Raw genomic sequence first — 18,258 nt, forward strand, 5'->3', positions numbered from 1 at the left:
TCGCCGGGTGGCTGTTTGCAACGGGGTGTCGGTCGGCGGGATAAATGGATGGTGGCAGCTGAGCAGGCGGATGTCTTCGGCAGCATCCCGCTGCAGAATGCCGTCCAGGTCTTCAAGATCCACGGACCCTTCAGCCCAGTTTCGTCGCGCCTGCCAGCCGCGGGCCGTATTCAAGCCATCGATTCGGATATTTCCCATACGCAATGGGAAGGAAAACTCGGATAGATACTTCTCATACCGCCCGAAGGGGTTGAGCACGCGGTGATGCAACTGGAACATCGGCGTGTCGTGATTGCCGGGCGTACAGGCACACGGCAGGCCGAGCCCCCGCAACCAGTGCCGGGCCGCGTCGAACTCCCGGCGTTTCCCGCTTTGCGTCAGGTCGCCTGACACAACGACCGCGTGTGGCGCAATCTGTTTGATATATCGGGCGGCGGCATCGAGTATGCGGGGATCAGCGGCGCCGAAGTGAATGTCTGCGAGATGCACAAGCCTCAATGGCTCGTCTCCGCACATAACACACGGGCCGCCTGGCCGATTAATTCGACATGGACCGGCGAGGTGAAACTCACTTGTTCGCCGTCCAGTGTTGCCGGGATCTCCGCGCCGCCAAGATCATGCACCGTGACACTGTTGGTCACATCATGCTGTACCGGACCGGCATCTTTCCAGCCATGAATCATGGCATCCAGCGCGGTGGAAAACAGCTCCATCGTGCTGCCTGGATCAATTGCCGCAACTTCAAATGCCGGGGACGGACCGCTGGTAATCGCGACGGCGGCGGCAACCGCGCTGATTGTTTGTTCAGACAAGCCAGACTGGCCGTCCCTTGTCTTCCAGGCGAGGCGCAATCGGGTCTCAATGTCCAATACGTTTCCCTCGACAAGTGCCTGCGCAGCATCACGAAGCTCTCCCTTGCGGACAGCCTCTCGCGTTTCTGCCAATCCCGTCAGCCTGCCGAGCAGCGTAGCGATATAGAATCGTCTGTTTTCAATCTTGCCTGCAGCGATTGTTTCCACATCTGGCTTCGACAATACGTGATCAAGAATCTGATACCAGGCGCCATCACCGTACAGGCGTTTCGGCAACATGTTCATTGTCCCGCCAGGCAGCGCGAGCACCGGAGGACCGGACATGCCGCAGGCCGTCAGAGCACAGGCCAATGTGCCGTCTCCGCCCCAGACGACCACGGCATCCGCATCACTGCCCGCAGCCGCGCGCACATGATTCTCGAGTTCGTCGGATCCGCAATGCAATTGCTTGATATCATGGCCAGACGCCTTGATCGCCGCTTCCAGCTCATCCGCCGCGCCTTTCGGCACGGTTCGGGACAGGGGATTGATGACCACTGCGAGTTTCATGTCGGAATCTCCTTCAACAGAGTTCCAACGCACCAGCCAAACGCATGTTCCATGACACGACACCGGAACCTGAGAGGCTTATGGGCGTTTCCAAGCCATGGCTAATTCATCTACCACCCGCCTGAGCCCGATCTGCCACCTTCCCGTACGCTCAACCTGGAAGGCGACAATACTATCATTGGGCCGCATTCGCGGGCCGCGCGCTTTTGGTGCCCTGGCGTCTCTCATGCTGGCAGGCATCCTGTCGCTCTTCACGTGCCTTAAAGCTGGAAAAGCGAATTCTGTTACCCAAACAAGAAAAGGCACTGTCTTGTTGCTTGCCTACAGCAAGGTCTGAATTCATTTTATACTCTGCATAAAGAAAGAGCGCACCGGCTGGCGCGCTCTCTCCTCCCCGATGTCGAAAGTTTAGTTCGACATCTCTTCTTTGACCTTATCGGCCGAGTCTTCAATCACGTCACCGCCAGCCTGGATATCTTCACCAGCGCCAGCAACCGTATTGCAGGCCGCAGCCATAAGCGTGATCAGTCCAAGACCAGCAAACTTCAGTGTATTCTTAGCGGTGTTCATGAATATTTCCTTTCTGTCGAACCATGCACCAGAAACGTTCAGCAGGCGGCATGGTTCCAGAATCTTTTCCCGGAACACTTCCTGGTCGGATCCGTTATCTGATCATCGGCACCAACGCCGAAGAGAAACAACAAAGGAGACTATCATGCTTGGCTGGGCCATTGCATTTTTCATTCTCGCCATTGTCGCTGCTGCTCTTGGCTTTGGTGGTATCGCTGGCGCTTCTGCCGGTATCGCGCAGATCCTGTTCTTCGTCTTTCTCGCCCTTCTTGTGCTGACCTTCGTGGTGCGAGCGGTGAACGGGCGAAGCGTGACCTGACCTGCGGTCATAGAAAGCAAAAAGACAAGGGGTGCCTGAGGGCGCCCCTTTTTGTTTGGCTCAATTGGGATTTTCCGACCCGTTTGCGCCACGATGGCATGAACCTCGAAAACTGGATGGGGCATCGAGGCCAACAAGATGCGCTACTTCACCACGAAAAGGAAGTGATCGAGTCCCTGGATTAGATGAAGGATGGAGCGGGTAGACGGAATCGAACCGACATACTCAGCTTGGAAGGCTGCTGCACTACCATTGTGCTATACCCGCGTCGCAATCATGCAGCCGCCTGAGGTGGTGGAGGGAGCTGGATTCGAACCAGCGTACCTTGCGGACCAGATTTACAGTCTGGCGGTTTTAACCACTCACCCATCCCTCCACGGGACCTCACGGGCTGCACGGCGTTGACGCCGTCCGACCGGGGCTTCACATAGGCGCCGCAGCACCGCCGATCCACACCGGAAGCGGCCTTATAAGGAAACACCAAATGGCGCGCAACCATGGAAGACGGCGAAATGCACAAGGCCGCCCGGGACGCCCACAGGACGGCACCCCGCCGCAAAGTCACCGACCCGGTCCCCGGCATCCCAACAAGGGCCACACAACCAGCGATTCTGGCGTCTGGATCTGGGGTGTCCATGCCGTCGAAGCCGCCCTGGCCAACCCGGAACGCAAGCTGATCGAGCTCCTCGCGACCGAAAATGCCGCGGCCCGCCTGCCTGCCGACGCGCCGAAGCCGCAAATTGTGACAGCCAAGGACATCGACCCGCGGCTGCCGCCCGGTTCGGTCCATCAGGGCCTCGCCCTGCGTGCAGAGCCGCTGGATCCGGTCGCGCTGGAAGACCTGATCCATGAAGGCGTTGAGCGGATCGTCGTGCTGGACCAGGTGTCCGACCCCCACAATCTGGGCGCGATCTACCGCTCGGCCGCTGCCTTCGGCTTCGGGGCCCTGGTGCTTCAGACCCGGAATGCCCCGCCGATCACCGGAATCGTCGCCAAGAGTGCAGTCGGTGCCATCGAAACCGTGGCCGAGGCCCGGGTCGTGAACATTTCCCGTGCCCTCGAACAGCTGGGCGAGGCGGGGTACCACACGGTTGGCCTCGCCGGCGAGGGCGAGGCGGACATCGCGCAGGCCGTCAAAGGCGCAGGCAAACTGGCCATCGTACTGGGCGCAGAAGGCCCGGGCCTCCGCCCCGGGGTCGCCAAGGCCTGCGCCGAACTTGCCCGCATCCCGATCAGCGCCGCCATGGAAAGCCTCAACGTGTCCAATGCTGCCGCAATTGCGTTCTACGAAGCAGCTCGGAACAGTTTTCCCGGGGGCTGAACCTCTGCTAGGGTCTGCCCCGGATTCACCGTACGGAGCACGTGACCGCCATGTTGAGATTCCTCTCCATCCTCGTCCTTCTCGCTGGCCTGCTCGTGGCGGGTTATGGCGGTTCGCGCCTGATGGAGGTGTATGCCCCGAAATCCGGAATGACGGTCGAGGCGATGCCCTCCGAGGAACCGATCATGATGGATGATGTGACCGTCGAAGCACTGCCTGAAGCAGAAGCCCTGCCGCCGATCCCAGACGAAGAAATTCTGGCCGAGACGGCATCGGTTCCGTCTATTTCCCGGTCACTGCCGGCTCCGACGCTGGACGAGCCCATGTTCGGCACAGAAGGCGTATCCGGTAGCGGCGCAGCGGATGCCGGCGCCATGGCCAGTATCGAAGTGGCCCCGGATGTCATGGCGCCCGCCCCGTCCGACGCTTTCCTCGAAAACCTGAAGACGGTGCCGGTCGCCCATGAGACGCCCACCACCGCAGAGTACAAGCGCCCCTTTGAAGCGGTGCTCGCCATTGATGCAACCGGCGATTCCACAGCGGTCGACGCCCTGCCGGGCCATGGCAATATTTCCGAGGGCACCGCTCAGGTGTCCAAGACCGTGGAAGCGCGCCTGTCAGGGTCAGGCTTCGCTATCAAGGCAATGACGCCTGAGCAACAGACCATCTCGCCGCTGACCGAGAACACCTGGCGCTGGTCGGTCACCCCACTGACCGCCGGCAATCAGGAACTCACTTTCGACATCTATGCCATTGATGACGGTCCGGCCGTGCCGCTGCGGACATTCCACAATACGGTGACGGTGAAGGTGACAGGCCTCAATCGCGCGATCGCCTTTGCAGACCAGGCAAATCCACTGGCGGTGTTCCTTGGCGGGGTCGGCTCCGTGCTCGCCGGCCTGTTCGGCGCCATCAAGTTCGTCCGCCGCCGCTAGAATATCCGGCAAGCCTGCCCGGTTTGCCTGACCGGGTTCAGGCTTCCGTTTCGCCAAGATAGCGGCCGCTTTGACTTTGCGTTCAAAGGCCGGTTTGACTGGCGGCTATGACCAAGACGACTGCCACGCCGCCTTTGACCCTTGATGCTGCGCAGGAATTTCTGCGGGAACAGGCCCAGCGGATCGATATCGACCCGATGACCAATTCGGTCTTCGCGCTGACCCAGACGCTGTTCCGGGATCTCGAAGATGGGAAAATCACCCAGACCGACCTCGCAGCACTGGCTAATGAAGTTCACTTTGAACTCATCAATGAGCGCGCCGAACGTTTCCGCGCCCAGCATGCCGGAGCAGATGAGACTGCCGCCTGGGCGCCGCTGGTCGCCCGCCTGGAGGAGATTGCGAAGGAGGGGTTTGAAGCTTTCGCCGCCGCGATCGCGCAGGAACGTGGCGGGCTCGTTTTTACCGGCCACCCGACTTTTGCGCTGTCGACGGAGCTGCGCGCCGCCTTCGCCGCCCATGTCAGCAAGCCTACCAAAACCAGCCGCACCCGTCTCGCCAAACTGATCAAGACCGACAACCGCGCCTGGAACCAGTCGATCAGCCTCCATGGAGAGCATGAGGAAGTGCAGGCGGCCCTCGAAAACGCCGCGCACGCCCAACGAAGGATGGCGGAGACCATCCTCAAGATTGCGAGGAAGAGATTCCCCGACCGCTGGCGGGCGCTTCGCCCTGCCTTGCCAACCCTGGCGTGCTGGGTCGGCTACGACCTCGACGGCCGGGCTGATATTCACTGGTCGCAGTCCCTGACCTTCCGCCTGACCGAAAAAGCCATGCAGCTGGAGCGCTATGCGGCACGCGCGCAGGACATACTCTCCAGAACCGGGAAGTCGGCGTGGCTGGATGGGCTGGCCGGGCATTTGCGCCAGGCAGCGGCGCTGACGCGCAAACATGCCGCCCTATTTGCAGCGGACCTGACCAATGCAGACAATCTTGTCACAGCAGCCAACGCGATCACTGAACACGCGCCGCACACCATTCTGGACGCCGAGGAGGTTTTGGATAGCCTCGATGAGGGCGTGCGCAATGCCAGCGACGATCTTGCCGCCGAACTGATCGCCTTCCGTGCCGAAGTCGAAGCCCAGCAATTGGGAACCGCGCGCATTCACTTGCGCGTCAACGCCGCTCAGGTTCGTACGGTGATCAATCGCGATCTCGGCCTCGAGACCGAAGACCGGGAGCTCGGCCGGGTCGCGCTGGCGGAGCTTGCTCAGAAGGCCCGCAAGTCAAAACCCGTGAAAGTGAATTTCGGCGATCTGTTCATGGAACAGTCGACCGCCCGGCGTCAGTTCATGATGTGCGCCCAGATCCTGAAACATATTGATGCCGGATCCGTCATCCGCTTCCTGATCGCCGAGAGCGAGAACCCGGCTACGGTGATGGGGGCCCTGTACCTCGCGCGCCAATATGGCGTCGATGAGATGCTGGATATCTCACCTCTGTTCGAAACCCCCGAAGCGCTTGAAACGGGCGGGCGCTTTATCGAACGCCTGCTGGAGGAGCCGGAATTCCTCGCCTATGTGAAGCAGCGTGGATACCTCTCCATCCAGCTTGGCTTTTCCGATGCCGGACGGTTCATCGGGCAGGTCGCCGCCGACATGGCGATCGAGCGCATCCACAACCTCATCTCCCGGGCGCTGGCCGCCAGGAATGCCGGCGTGGACCTGCTGATCTTCAACACGCATGGCGAATCCATGGGGCGGGGTGCCTGGCCCGGCACATTCGAACAACGCTTCGATCACCTGCTGACACCATGGACCCGCGCCGGCGCAGAAATGCGCGGGCTGAAGCTGCGCCACGAGGTCAGCTTTCAGGGCGGGGATGGCTATCTCCATTTCGCTACTCCGGTCCTTGCAGACGCAACCATGGCGGCCTGGGGCGTGCACACTTTCCAGCCTGTGGACGAGACCTCGAAGACAGACCCGTTCTATACGCGCACGGATCTCGTCTGGGATTTCTACCGCGCCCTGCGCGCCTGGCATGAGCGCCTGTTCGTGAACCCGGATTATGGCCGCCTGCTCGGCGCCTTTTCCAGTGGGCTGACGGTCAAGGCCGGGTCACGTCCGAAGCGCCGTGCGGCCGGCCCTTCCGGCCCACGCTCGCTGCGCGCGATTTCCCATAATGCGACCCTGCAGCAGCTGGGTGTTCCGGCGAATACCGCCGCCGGGATCGGCTCCTCCCTGCAACGCGAAACCGAGCGGCTGGTGAACCTGATCGATACCAGCCCCCGCATGCGGCACCTCGTTTTCCTCGCCGCAAAAGCCCGCGGCCTGACCAGTCTGCCTGCGCTCCGCGGTTATGCCCGCGTCTACGACCCCGGAGTGTGGATCGCCCATGCCCGCATGATGAAGACCGAAAGCGGCGCTGCCGCCTATCGCGCAGTCTATTATGCTCTACGCGCAGATGAGACCGCTGTCTCAATCGACCGGATCGCCAATCTGCTATCGGTAGACCTGCGTCGGTTCGACCGCCTGACCGCCCAGCTGGAGGATGCCCCGTCGACGGAAGAGCGTCATGAGAATCGCCTCGCCCTGCACGTACTCCATGCCGTGCGCCAGGCCTTGATGATGCGGGCTTTCGCGCTCGCAGGCAGCCTGCCGCGCCTTTCAGAGCGCCATGACGCCAGCGCCCGGGATGTCGTCAACATGATCTCGGAAATGCGCTTTGCCGAGGTCGTGGAGCTGCTGGGTGAAATCTTCCCCTGCGCCCGGAGCGAGGACACGCCCCTGCAGGCGCTGACCGAACCCGGCAGCCAGATGCGCAGCGCTTCCTATGGCTACGAACGGATCCATAAGGACATCATCGATCCATTGGATGAGATCGGGCGCACACTGCATGGCATCAGCCTCGCCATCACACACGCCTATGGCGCATTCGGCTAGGACCGTAATCAGTATACCGGAATGCGGGTGTCCCGGGCGTTGAGATTGACGCGGCTGGAATAACGGCCACTGTCCGGCATGCTGAGGACGACCCTTTGGCGCCGGCGATCGATCTGCAGTCTGAAAGACGAAAGAAGGTCCAGCCCCAGCACCATCGCGGGCTCCTCCTCAAGTCCGAGGTATTTGAACAGCGGCGGGTCGCTCACCAGTATGTCGACACCCGACATCCGGTAATCCCCGATGGCCAGCATCCGGACAGAGGCGATCCGCAGGGACTGGTCGCCACCTGTGGCACCCTGCAGGATCTTCGTCTTCTCTTCATTGGTTCTGGTGTGGGACTGTTCTGCAAACCGACTGTTGATAAAGGTCACGCTGGAACCGGTATCGACCAGTGCGCGGCCTTTGCGGCCATTGATCCGGACATCCACGAAAATCAGGCCGTTCTCGTCAGTGTATTTCATTGAGCTTGGCACCAGCCGGGCAGACCGGTCGGGGCGTCCATCATAGACCATGACACGCAAATTCTCGAAGTCGAAGTCGATAACATCCCCTTCGAAGGCATTTGCCGGCAGCACATTCTGCGTCCCGGTGACATTCAGGTCGACGTTCAGCGCTACCTGTACATCCTTCTTTGCCACGTTCCCGACGAGAAGCGTATCCAGTTCGACAACCGGATAGATTTCTTCCCCGGTCAGCCCCAGCACGCTGATCATGGGCACATTGTCATCCAGTTCCGGAAGCTGAGCCAGGCGCGCCGTGCGGCGGTTGATCATGGGAAATGTTGCGGCCGTATCGATGATACCGGTCGCCCGGTCATTCCCGTTCACCTCGAGACGGACGACCATGTGATCGTATTCATTCACCTCGAACGGGATCACCTGGCGCTCACTGGCCAGCGCCGGGAAAAAGCCCAACAGGGCCAGAACACTCAAGAAGGCACCTTTGATGTGCCACCCGGACGCCATTTTGGTCGTCCGGCGTTTCGACTCCCTCGTCATTTGCTCAATATCCCACATCCGATAGGATAAACAAAATCACACTGTATTGACGTTAGGTACTCTGCCCCGGCGTCACGACTTCCGCTGCCCCTTACGTTCGCGTAAACCTGCGTGACACAAACTGAGGAAACCGGAGACTGATCATGGCTGACGCCTTCATCATCGACGCCTGCCGCACACCGCGCGGTATCGGCAAAGTCGGCAAGGGCTCGCTTGCCCACCTGCACCCACAGCACCTGGCCGCGACCGTGCTGGGCCAGATCGCCGAGCGCAACAAGCTCGACACTGCCACTGTCGACGACGTGATCTGGGGCTGCTCCAGTCAGCGCGGCGCCCAAGGTGCCGACATGGGCCGCATGGCCGCCCTCGATGCCGGCTATGACATCAAGGCCTCCGGCGTGACACTCGACCGTTTCTGCGGTTCCGGCATCACCACGGTGAACCTCGCTGCGGCGCAGATCATGTCCGGCATGGAAGATTGCATTGTGGCCGGCGGCTGCGAGATGATGAGCTACACGGCAGCCACGGCAGACCCGAAAAACCCGCCGATGATGGACGCCGGCAACCTCCACCTGCGCGAACTGCACCCGCAGTCCCAGCAGGGCTGCTGCGCCGACGCCATCGCCACGCTCGAAGGCATCACCCGTGAAGCCGTCGACCAGCTGGCCGTGGTCAGTCAGGAACGCGCCGACCGCGCCCTGAAGGAAGGCCGTTTCAACAAGTCGGTCGTGCCGGTTTACAATCGCGACGGCACACTCGCCCTCGACAAGGACGAGTTCCCGCGTCCAGGCACCTCGATGGAAAGCCTCGCTGGCCTGAAGACCGTGTTCAACATGTTCTGGGACGTGCCGGTCGACGACAAGGGCATGACCTATGGCGGTCTGATCGAGAAAGTCTATCCGCAACTGAAAGGCAAGATCCAGCACGTGCATCATGCCGGTAACTCCTCCGGCGTCGTCGACGGCTCCGGCGCTGTACTCATGACGTCCGAAGGCTATATGAAGAAGCATGGCCTGAAGCCGCGCGGCCGCGTTGTTGCCACGGCGAACATGGGCGACTGCCCGACACTGATGCTGAACGCTCCGGTTCCTGCGGCACAGAAAGTCCTGGCCAAGGCTGGCCTGACCACCGGCGACATCGATGTCTACGAAATCAACGAAGCTTTCTCGGTCGTCGCCGAGAAGTTCATCCGCGACCTCGATCTCGACCGCAACAAAGTCAACATCAATGGCGGCGCCATGGCCCTCGGCCACCCGATCGGCGCAACCGGTTCGATCCTGATCGGCACCGCGCTGGACGAGCTTGAGCGCTCCGGCGGCCGTTATGGTCTGGTCACCATGTGCGCCGCTGGCGGCATGGCGCCTGCGATCATCATCGAGCGTCTCGACGCCTGATCGCCTGCCTGAAGCAGGCACACAGACAAGCGCCCGGTCCTGGTAACGGACCGGGCGTTTTCCGTTCTGGTTGCGCAAAAACCACAAATGCGAATGCGTATGAGAATTATTTGCAATATTACTTGCGATTCATTCTCACTTTCATTAGGCCGTCTCCACCGACTGCATAAGCGGTCCTCAGGGAGAACGAAATGAATAGAGCCATTCGCAAGCCGCGGAGCCTCCGCACACAGGTTGGTATGTATGCGGCGGTTGCCGTCGCCGCCGCCGCCCCCGCTTTCGCAGACGAGTCCGACGAGCCGGAACTGCGTAACGAGACGATCACCGTCACCGACGTGACGGCAGACACCAACCCCTATGGCGACCCGAATGCGCCCTATCGAGCGATCCGCTCGGCCAGCGGCCTCTTCACGGAAGACCTGCTCGACACGCCGAAGACCATCACGGTCATCACCGACGAGACGCTGCACGACCTCGGCGCCAAATCCTTCCGTGACCTCTTCCGGTCCCAGCCGGGCATCACGCTCGGTACCGGCGAGGGCGGCAACGCGTTCGGCGACCGGATCTTCATCCGTGGCTTCGATGCCCGCAATGATGTCTATGTCGATGGCGTCCGCGACCCCGGCGTCGGCTCCCGCGAGACCTTTGCGGTCCAGCAGATCGAAGTGCTGAAAGGCCCGTCGTCTGCTTTCGGCGGCCGCGGCACGACCGGCGGCGCTGTCAGTCTCGTCTCCAAGAAGCCGGGCCAGGGCGACTGGGGTGATGTCGAGTTCACGCTCGGCTCCGACGCAACCCGCCGGGCCACCCTGGACGTGAACCATGAAGTCACCGACACGCTGACCGTCCGCCTGAATGCCATGACGCACGATTCCGAAGTCGCCGGGCGCGATGAAGTGTTCAACGACCGTTGGGGCCTCGCCGCCGCCGCAGAGTGGACGCCGACCGATGCGCTGACTTTCGGTTTCGATTACTACCATCTGTCTACCGACTACCTGCCAGACTGGGGCCATCCCTACGACACGGAAAACAACCGTCCGTTCGCCGTGGACCGGGACAATTTCTACGGCGTCCTCTCCCGCGACTTCGGCGAAACCTTCGCAGACGTCTACACAGCCAACACAAACTGGGTGATCTCAGACAAGGTCGAGTTTGCCTCCACTCTCCGTTATGGCCAGAGCAAGAACGCCTACACAGCCTCGGCCCCGGAACGTCCGGACCCCGTCGCCCGGACGGTGAGCGCCAATGCCAAGCGCCGGGATGCGATCACGGACTACTGGACGAACCAGAGCCGCTTCACCTTCCGCTTCGACACCGGCACGATCGGCCACACGCTGGTCACCGGCATCGAGCTGTCGCGCGAGGAAACGCTGAACCGCCAGCGCGCCTTCACGGAATGCGCCGAACTGCCCTGTACCGGCGCGGCTTCCAATCCGCTCCTGAACCTGGACAATCCGGACAATTCCATTCCGTGGGGCAGCGATACCGAAGTCACCGGCCGGCCGACGATCGAGACCGAAACGGCCGCGCTCTACGCGCTCGACACGCTGACCTTCAGCCCGCAATGGGAAGCCTTTATCGGCGTGCGGGCAGATACCTACTCTGCTGATGTGACCGGCCTGACCAATCGGGACGGCACACCGACACCAGATCGCAGCGCCGACAGCGACTTCATCAACTGGCATGCCGGTCTTGTCTACAAGCCTGTCGAGAATGCCTCGATCTATGCAAGCTACTCCTCCGCTTCGAACCCGCCCTGCGAACAGCTTGACGCTTTCGCCCTCGACTATGGCGGTTGCGATGCGCTGGTCGCGGCGATGGATCCGGTCGAGAACAATTCCTTCGAGCTTGGCGCGAAGTACAATCTCGGCGGTCACCTCGACCTGACCGCGGCTGTGTTCCAGATCACCCGCGACGGGGTTCCGATTTCCAATGGCCGGGGCGCCACGACGGCCGGGTCTCAGGACCAGGAAGTAACCGGCGTGGAGTTCGGCGTGGCCGGCAACATCACCGAGAAGTGGAGCCTGTTCGGCGGTCTCACAATTTTCGAGACCGAAGTGACCGACAGCACCATCGCCTCGCAGATCGGCGAGATGTTCCCGAACGTCTCGGAAGAGAGCTTCACGCTGACCTCCCGCTACCAGTTCACCGACCGCCTGCACCTTGGCGGCACGGCTGGCTACAATAGCGAGAAATATGGCGGCACCGTCGCGGCGGGCTCGACCTTCGTGCCGGACTATTGGCGCTTCGATGTCTTCGGCGGCTACCAGCTGACCGACAATATGGAGGTGACCTTCAATATTCTGAACGCCACGGACGAGCTCTACTATGACGCGCTCTACCGCTCCGGCACGCCGTTCTCCTATGTTGCGCCGGGCCGCTCGGCCTTTGTGACACTGGACATCGACTTCTGATCATCCGAAAGAGGGGCGGCCCTTTCGGGGGCCGCCTTTCATTCTTTTTGTAGAGTCCGCCCATGCTGATCTGTATCCCCCAAGTCCTGACCAAGGCGCAGGTGAAAGACATCCGCCAGCTGATCGATGCTGCCGAGTGGGTGGATGGCCGCGTCACGGCGGGCGTCCAGTCCGCCGAAGCCAAGCGCAATACGCAGCTGCCGGAAGACAGCGAGGCGGCCCGCAAGGCGCAAGCCATGGTGAGCGTCGCCATTGGCAACAATCCGGTCTTCCTGGCGGCGGCGCTGCCGCAGAAAGTGTTTCCGCCCCTGTTCAACCGCTATGTCGTCGGCGACAGTTTCGGCGCCCATGTCGACAATGCGATCCGTTCGGTCAAGAACTCGCCGGAGCGGATCCGGACCGACTTGTCCTGCACCCTGTTCCTGACCGAGCCGGAAGATTATGACGGCGGCGAACTGGTGATCGAGACGCTGTTCGGGGCGCAGGAAGTGAAGCTGGAAGCCGGAGACCTCGTCCTCTATCCGGCCTCCAGCCTGCACTCCGTCAGCGAGATCACGCGCGGCGCGCGGATTTCCTCCTTCTTCTGGCTGCAGAGCATGGTGCGCGACGATGGTGAGCGGACCCTGCTGTTCGATCTCGACCAGTCGATCCAGGCATTGGTGGCGGAGAAGGGCCACAAGGACCCGGAAGTCATCCGCCTGACAGGCATCTATCACAACCTCATTCGCCGCTGGGCCGAGGGCGCTTAGGTTTCCGCCAGCACCAGCGGCCGGACAGGCCGCAACACGCGGTGCTTCATATGTATAGAGATCATAGGGCGGCGGGGCATCGGCCACAAAAGTCGGTTCGATGTTACCAAAACAGTCGACCGCCATCAGTGCGTCCCGCCCGGTGCGCATGTGCCAGCGGGCAACACGCAGCAGGTTCCACGCCAGCCATGGCCAGAACACCGGCCAGACATGGTTGAAGAAAGGTTGGAGATCAGGATGCATGCGCGGGAGGATGGCCCGCGCGCGACCCTGTGGGATTGAGCCCGCATTTCCGCGCCACTTTCCCAACCGGGACGGGGCAGAGGCAAGGGGGATAGCGCCTGCTCTTTCCCCGCCCCTCGTTCCCCCTTAAGGTCCGCCCATTGGAGGAGCTTCATGAAACACGCATCGCTTTTCGCCGCGCTGACAGGCGCCGCCCTGCTTGCCGCCTGCACGACCGCGCCCGTTGAGGCGCCGGCTGAAACAGCCGCCGCGCCTGCCTATGATGAAGCCTTCCCGCCTGCGATCGAAGAGGTCTCCTTCGACAGCCATGGCGACCGCCTGAACGGCCTGGTCTATGTGGCGGACGGGCCGGGGCCGCACCCGGCGGCGGTGCTGCTGCACGGCTTTCCGGGCAATGAAAAGAATCTGGATCTTGCGCAGGACATGCGCGCGGCGGGATGGAATGTGCTCTTCTTCCACTATCGCGGCGCCTGGGGCAGCGAAGGCGACTACACCCTCACCCATGTGATCGAGGATGTCGGCGTGGCAACGGACTGGCTGCGCACCCATGCGGACCAGTACCGGACCAATCCGGATCATATCGTGCTTGTGGGGCACTCCATGGGGGGCTTTGCCTCGCTTCAGGCCGCCGCGCGTGACGAGGCCATTGCCTGTGCCGCGGGCATCGCCCCGGCAGACATCGGCGTGTCAGCAAAAGTGTTCGAGACGAACCCGGAGGCCAAGGCCGGCTTCATGGCCTACAGCGACAGTTTGCAGATGCTGCACGGCCTGACCGGCGAAAAGATCATCGCCGAGGTGGAGGCGAACAAGGACGCGTTCAGCCTGCAGGGCCTGGCGCCAAAGCTGGAAGGCAAGCGCATCCTCATCGTTGGCGGCGACAAGGATGGTTCCGTTTCGGAAGAGCTGGTGATCCGCCCGCTCATTGCCGCTTATGAGGCAGACCCGGCCATCGACACGACCGGCGTGATGCTCTCCGGCGACCACTCGTTCTCATGGTCGCGGGGTGAATTGATCTCTACCGTGATCAACTGGGCGGAGGCCTGCCGCTAGGCCGCCGTCCAGGCCATGGCTTCATCCAGGGAAGCGAGCGGGTACACCCGCATCTTGCCCGGAATGAGCGGCGCAAAGAAGCGCATGGAATTGGCGAGCCAGCCAATGTCGGTGACCATCGCGATACGCTTGAACGCGGTGTAGTGCGCCGTGCCGAAGACCGCATCGTCCAGCATGGCATGGGCGGTGTAGGTTTCGAATTCCGGACCGAAGCGGATCAGGATGCGCGCTTTGCCGTGTTCCTGGATGGCGGCGTCGACGGCAGGAACAAGGATCGTCTTGTAATCAGAGTCGGTGATCTTGCCCTCGGCATCGAAGGCAACAATCCCGGGCGGGGCGGAAGGGATGCGCTTGAACATGGCCTTCAGATGGGCCCACCCTGCCCGTCAGGCAAATGAACTTGCGGCCATGTCGGCCTGGTTCGAGAAAGCCTAGTTCGGGCGGTCTTCTTCGTGGTCGCCGTTCCAGAAGCGCTTGATGCGGCCAAGGAAGCCCTCGCTTTCGGGGTGGCAGTCGGCGCCGGAGCAGTCGCAGAATTCGCGCAGGATGTCTTTCTGGCGGGGCGTCAGGTTGCGCGGCGTTTCGACAAACATTTCGACGAACAGGTCGCCGGTATGACCGGACTGGCGCACAGACGGCATGCCCTTGCCGCGCAGGCGCAGCTTGCGGCCGGTCTGGGCGCCTTCCGGCACGACGACGCGGGCGCGGCCACCATCGATGGTCGGGATCTCGATCTCGCCGCCAAGGGCCGCCGTCACCATCGGCACCGGCGCGCGGCAGTAGAGGTTCGGCCCGTCGCGTTCGAAAATGTCATGCTCGACGACATCGACGAAGATGTAGAGGTCGCCCTTGCCGCCGCCATTGGCCCCGGCTTCGCCTTCGCCGGCGAGACGGATACGCATGCCGCTTTCGACGCCGGCGGGGATCTTCACGTTCAGCGTGCGCTCTTCGCGCACCTGGCCGGCGCCGCCGCAATCCTTGCACGGCTTCTTGATGGTCTTGCCCTTGCCGCTGCAGCGCGGGCAGGTGCGTTCCATCGTGAAGAAGCCCTGCTGGGCGCGCACGCGGCCTGCGCCGCCGCACGTGTCGCAGGTTTCAGGCTCGGTGCCCGGCGCGGCGCCCGACCCTTCGCAGGTCTTGCAGTCGACGGCCTGGGGCACGTGAATGGTTTCGTCCTTGCCGGAGAAGGCCTCGGCAAGCGTGATCTCGAGATCGTAGCGCAGGTCGGCCCCGCGCTGAGGGCCTGCACGGCGACGGCCGCCGCCGAACCCGCCTGCGCCGAAGACCTGGCTGAATAGGTCCTGGAAAATGTCTTCGGGGTGGACGCCCGCGCCGAACGGATTGCCGCCACCGCCCATGCCGTTTTCGAAGGCGCCATGGCCGAACTGGTCATAGGCCGCGCGCTTCTGCGAATCGGAGAGGATCGCATAGGCCTCGCCGACTTCCTTGAACTTCTCTTCGGCTTCGTGATCGCCCGGATTCTGGTCCGGGTGGTATTTCATGGCCAGCTTGCGGTAGGCGGATTTCAGCGCCTTCTCATCGACATCGCGTGAGACGCCAAGAACCTCGTAATAATCGCGCTTGCTCATGGATGAATGGCTCGCCGTTTCTCTCTAGTCCTTTGCCCTGTCGCGTCATGTGGGGCGCGGATTACACACGTGCAAGGGAGGGATGCAGGCAGTTTACGTGGGGTTCCCCGTCAAATTGCCTGACGGATTGACTGGATCAGCTCGGCCCCGGGCCAAACTGGCTCGCGCCCTTCTCGATCAGCTCTGCGCCGGTAGGGCGGATCTGCATCACGGCGAGGCCGCGCTGGCTGGTGCCGTCGAGGCGGAAGCGGAACAGGCCGTTAACGCCGAAGAAGCCGTCGGGATCTGTCACGCCATTGTATTTGAGGTTGTCTTCCGCCGCGAGGCGCACGGCGACGGCGGCCGCGTCATAGGCAACGGCGGCGAGGTCTGTCGGTGCCTTGCCATAGATGCGGCGATAGGCTTCGCGGAATGTGGTGAGGTTTTCCGGATCGGGCGTGGGATAGACGGCGCCGTCCAGCGTCGGCTCCCGCCAGATGGATTCATCGCTCCAGAGGCTCGTGCCCATCAGGGTGACATGAGTCATGTCGACGCCATTGTAAGGCAGCAGCGGCGCGATGGAGAGCAGCTGCACGCCGCGCTCCGGGATCATCACGGCAATCTTGTTTCTCGGGCGGACCTCGATCTCGGATTTGAGGATTTCGGAAACGGACCGGGCCGCTTCGGTGGCGCCGGTCTCCGGCATGTAGAAGGCGGAGGTCAGCACCACACCGCCATTATTGAAGGCCTCGGTGCGAAGGGCGTTCTCGATCTGGCGGCCATAGGCGGTCTGCGGCCCGAGGAAGACATAGCTGAAAATGCCCTGCCCGGCCGCGTATTCGACCATGCGGCGCACTTCCTCTTCCGGCGAGACGGAGGCCAGATATGAGCCGCCGCCTGCGGCTGAGCGGTCGGTCGAGAAGGCAATGACGGGGATCTTCTTGTCCTGCGCGCGCTCGCGGATGGCCTTCACATTGGCGCCGAACAGCGGGCCCAGCACGACATTGGCCTTCTCCTGAATGGCCTCGTCGATGCGCGCTTCGGTGATGGAGGTCTTGCCGGCCGTGTCCTTCGGGATGATCAGGAAATTGTCACCGGCATACTGGAACAGGGCCAGCTCGATCCCGGCCAGCATGCTTTCCGCTTCATTGCGGACCTGGGCATTCGGATGGGAGAACGGCAGCAGCACGGCGGCGCGCTTGATCTCGCGCCCTTCCATGAAGGCTGGCGTCAGGCCGCCATCGCCGACGACCTGGGTCAGGTCTTCCGGCTCGCCCAGATCCGTGACGTCGACGCCCTCTTCCGGCCCTTCCGTCGGGCCGGTCACCGGCTCTACCCGCGGGCTTCCCGTGCCGATCTGGACTGGCGGACGGGCTGGCGCGCTGGCACAGGCGGTGGCGAACAGGAAACCGATGAGAAGAAAGCTTGGCGCTTTGATCGTCCTGAGCAATGGTTGCAGCAATGTCATCTCCTGAAACATCTCCTGAAGCATCCGGCGCACAGACGATTCCCGGCTGGCGCGACTCTAGGGGGGCCGGGCCGGACGGGCAACCGTCGCAGGCATTGTCCCCGGGTCTGTATGTTGTCTCCACGCCGATCGGCAACCTGCGGGACATTACGCTCCGCGCGCTGGACGTGCTGGCCGCAGCCGATGAAGTGCTGGCCGAGGACACACGCGTGGCGGGGAAACTCCTGTCCGCCTATGGGGTTAAGGCTCGCCTCAGCCCCTATCATGACCACAATGGGGCGGAACGGAGACCCGAACTCCTGCGCAAGCTGAGCGAAGGCGCACGGATCGCGCTCGTCTCGGATGCGGGCACGCCGCTGGTATCCGATCCCGGCTGGAAGCTGGCGCATGAAGCGCTGGAAGCCGGCCACCGCGTGTTCCCGGTGCCGGGCGCTTCGGCCATGCTGGCGGGCCTGGTGGCCAGCGGCCTGCCGAGCGACCGGTTCTGCTTCGCGGGATTTCTGCCGCCAAAACAAGGCGCGCGAAAGCAAAGCCTCGAAAGCCTGAAGGCCGTACCGGCCACGCTGATCTTCTATGAGAGTGGGCCGCGCCTCGCCGATACGCTGGCGGACATGGCCGCCGTGCTGGGCCCCGGCCGGGCGGGCGCCGTCACGCGCGAACTGACGAAGCTGTTCGAGGAAACCCGGCGCGGCACGCTGGCTGACCTCGCCGCGCACTATGCCGAAGCCGGCGGCCCGAAAGGCGAGATCGTCGTGCTGACCGGCCCGCCCCTGGAAGAGGCGGTCACGCCGGAACATCTCGACGCAGCACTCCGCGAAGCCCTCGCCGATCAGCCGACCAAGGCCGCCGCCAATGCCGTGGCCGACGCCCTCGGCTTGCCGAAGCGGGACGTCTACCAGCGCGCCCTTCAGATCAAGGCCAATGGCTGA

General features: G+C 62.6%; 16 protein-coding genes and 2 tRNA genes. 9 read left to right on the forward strand and 9 right to left on the reverse strand.

All coding sequences use genetic code 11. From position 1 onward, the window contains the following. The 3 genes from HY17_RS05775 to HY17_RS05785 all read right to left on the reverse strand — a co-directional run. Positions 1-489: metallophosphoesterase (locus HY17_RS05775; RefSeq protein WP_233348673.1), on the reverse strand; the 489-nt coding region annotated here is incomplete at its 3' end. 5 nt (positions 490-494) lie between these two features. Next, the gene (locus HY17_RS19245) at positions 495-1,361 is read right to left on the reverse strand and encodes a diacylglycerol kinase family protein (protein ID WP_051599742.1); all 867 of its coding nucleotides are present in this window, start codon (positions 1,359-1,361) and stop codon (positions 495-497) included. A 408-nt stretch (positions 1,362-1,769) separates the two neighbouring features. Further along, positions 1,770-1,931, reverse strand: coding sequence for an entericidin A/B family lipoprotein (locus HY17_RS05785; protein ID WP_081813015.1), 162 nt, complete (start codon positions 1,929-1,931; stop codon positions 1,770-1,772). 145 nt (positions 1,932-2,076) lie between these two features. On the opposite strand from HY17_RS05785, the gene HY17_RS19870 reads away from it, so the two are divergent. Then, a complete protein-coding gene (locus HY17_RS19870; RefSeq protein ID WP_034764149.1) occupies positions 2,077-2,250 on the forward strand; it encodes a DUF1328 domain-containing protein in 174 nt (57 codons plus the stop codon). A gap of 193 nt (positions 2,251-2,443) precedes the next feature. On the opposite strand, the gene HY17_RS05795 is transcribed toward HY17_RS19870, so the two are convergent. Both HY17_RS05795 and HY17_RS05800 read right to left on the reverse strand, forming a co-directional pair. Further along, a tRNA-Gly gene (locus HY17_RS05795) sits at positions 2,444-2,517 on the reverse strand. 25 nt (positions 2,518-2,542) lie between these two features. Further along, a tRNA-Tyr gene (locus HY17_RS05800) sits at positions 2,543-2,626 on the reverse strand. Between the two features lie 108 nt (positions 2,627-2,734). Here HY17_RS05800 and HY17_RS05805 point away from each other — a divergent pair. The 3 genes from HY17_RS05805 to HY17_RS05815 all read left to right on the forward strand — a co-directional run bounded on the left by HY17_RS05805 (position 2,735) and on the right by HY17_RS05815 (position 7,448). Continuing rightward, on the forward strand, positions 2,735-3,571 hold the full coding sequence (locus HY17_RS05805; RefSeq protein WP_034764152.1) for an RNA methyltransferase: 837 nt from the start codon (positions 2,735-2,737) through the stop codon (positions 3,569-3,571). Positions 3,572-3,621: 50 nt separating this feature from the next. Next, positions 3,622-4,506 (forward strand): hypothetical protein, encoded by an 885-nt coding sequence (locus tag HY17_RS05810; protein ID WP_034764155.1) that lies wholly within the window; start codon positions 3,622-3,624, stop codon positions 4,504-4,506. A 107-nt stretch (positions 4,507-4,613) separates the two neighbouring features. Next, a complete protein-coding gene (locus HY17_RS05815) occupies positions 4,614-7,448 on the forward strand; it encodes a phosphoenolpyruvate carboxylase (RefSeq protein WP_034764158.1) in 2,835 nt (944 codons plus the stop codon). Positions 7,449-7,456: 8 nt separating this feature from the next. Here HY17_RS05815 and HY17_RS05820 read toward each other — a convergent pair whose 3' ends face one another. Beyond that, on the reverse strand, positions 7,457-8,446 hold the full coding sequence (locus tag HY17_RS05820; RefSeq protein WP_158531504.1) for an aspartyl protease family protein: 990 nt from the start codon (positions 8,444-8,446) through the stop codon (positions 7,457-7,459). A gap of 143 nt (positions 8,447-8,589) precedes the next feature. Between HY17_RS05820 and HY17_RS05825 the strand changes: the two genes are divergently transcribed. From HY17_RS05825 to HY17_RS05840, 4 genes are all read left to right on the forward strand, one after another. Next, entirely contained in the window at positions 8,590-9,840 is a 1,251-nt protein-coding gene (locus tag HY17_RS05825) for an acetyl-CoA C-acetyltransferase (RefSeq protein ID WP_034764175.1), read from the forward strand. Positions 9,841-10,031: 191 nt separating this feature from the next. Continuing rightward, positions 10,032-12,251, forward strand: a complete 2,220-nt coding sequence (locus HY17_RS05830) for a TonB-dependent siderophore receptor (RefSeq protein ID WP_081813001.1) — start codon at positions 10,032-10,034, stop codon at positions 12,249-12,251. A gap of 62 nt (positions 12,252-12,313) precedes the next feature. Further along, positions 12,314-13,000 (forward strand): Fe2+-dependent dioxygenase, encoded by a 687-nt coding sequence (locus HY17_RS05835; RefSeq protein ID WP_034764178.1) that lies wholly within the window; start codon positions 12,314-12,316, stop codon positions 12,998-13,000. 396 nt (positions 13,001-13,396) lie between these two features. Beyond that, positions 13,397-14,293, forward strand: coding sequence for a S9 family peptidase (locus HY17_RS05840; RefSeq protein WP_081813002.1), 897 nt, complete (start codon positions 13,397-13,399; stop codon positions 14,291-14,293). Here HY17_RS05840 and HY17_RS05845 read toward each other — a convergent pair. The 3 genes from HY17_RS05845 to HY17_RS05855 form a co-directional block, all read right to left on the reverse strand. Further along, a complete protein-coding gene (locus tag HY17_RS05845; RefSeq protein WP_051599744.1) occupies positions 14,290-14,652 on the reverse strand; it encodes an STAS/SEC14 domain-containing protein in 363 nt (120 codons plus the stop codon). The two genes, HY17_RS05840 and HY17_RS05845, sit on opposite strands and share 4 nt — an antisense overlap. Before the next feature lie 72 nt (positions 14,653-14,724). Further along, positions 14,725-15,882: a molecular chaperone DnaJ gene (gene dnaJ, locus HY17_RS05850; protein ID WP_034764180.1), complete on the reverse strand. Its 1,158-nt coding sequence runs from the start codon at positions 15,880-15,882 to the stop codon at positions 14,725-14,727. Between the two features lie 136 nt (positions 15,883-16,018). Next, the gene (locus tag HY17_RS05855) at positions 16,019-17,329 is read right to left on the reverse strand and encodes a penicillin-binding protein activator (protein WP_158531537.1); all 1,311 of its coding nucleotides are present in this window, start codon (positions 17,327-17,329) and stop codon (positions 16,019-16,021) included. Here HY17_RS05855 and rsmI point away from each other — a divergent pair. Continuing rightward, a complete protein-coding gene (gene rsmI, locus HY17_RS05860) occupies positions 17,323-18,258 on the forward strand; it encodes a 16S rRNA (cytidine(1402)-2'-O)-methyltransferase (protein WP_197020234.1) in 936 nt (311 codons plus the stop codon). The genes HY17_RS05855 and rsmI overlap by 7 nt on opposite strands.

Origin of the sequence: Hyphomonas sp. CY54-11-8 (genome assembly GCF_000682735.1) — a bacterium.
Taxonomy (GTDB): domain Bacteria; phylum Pseudomonadota; class Alphaproteobacteria; order Caulobacterales; family Hyphomonadaceae; genus Hyphomonas.